Here is a 395-nt window from a genome sequence, read left to right as displayed (position 1 = left end):
ATTCCGCCGTCAGCAGCGATCGGCTGAATTTCCAGAATGCGAGCGCACTGAGTTACCAACAACAGGAACTGGGCGGCAGTTTTCAGACATTGATTGAAACCCGCGTCACCATTAACCGCGTGGCGATACGCATGTTAAAAAATCAGCGCGATCCCGCCTCGCTGGACGCCATGAACACGCTGTTAACCAACGCTGGCGCGTCGCTCAACGAAGCGGAAAAGCATTTCAACAACTACGTGAACTCCGAAGCGATCGCAGGCAAAGATCCGGCGTTGGATGCCCAGGCCGAAGCCAGCTTTAAGCAGATGTATGACGTTTTGCAGCAGTCTATCCACTATCTTAAAGCCGATAATTACGCCGCCTATGGCAACCTTGACGCGCAAAAAGCGCAGGAT

1 protein-coding gene is annotated in these 395 nt (G+C 52.9%); it reads left to right on the top strand.

Going from position 1 to position 395, the window contains the following annotated elements; translation table 11 throughout:
• Positions 1–395 (top strand): Tar ligand binding domain-containing protein (locus ACEWB7_RS18520; RefSeq protein ID WP_411581164.1); only part of this gene is annotated, 395 nt, incomplete at both ends.

The sequence above is a fragment of the Acinetobacter sp. NIOH-H-8 genome (assembly GCF_046635365.1).
Lineage (GTDB): Bacteria > Pseudomonadota > Gammaproteobacteria > Pseudomonadales > Moraxellaceae > Acinetobacter.
Note: the sequence above shows the minus strand (reverse complement) of the source record. Positions and strands in the feature narration are given on the sequence as shown.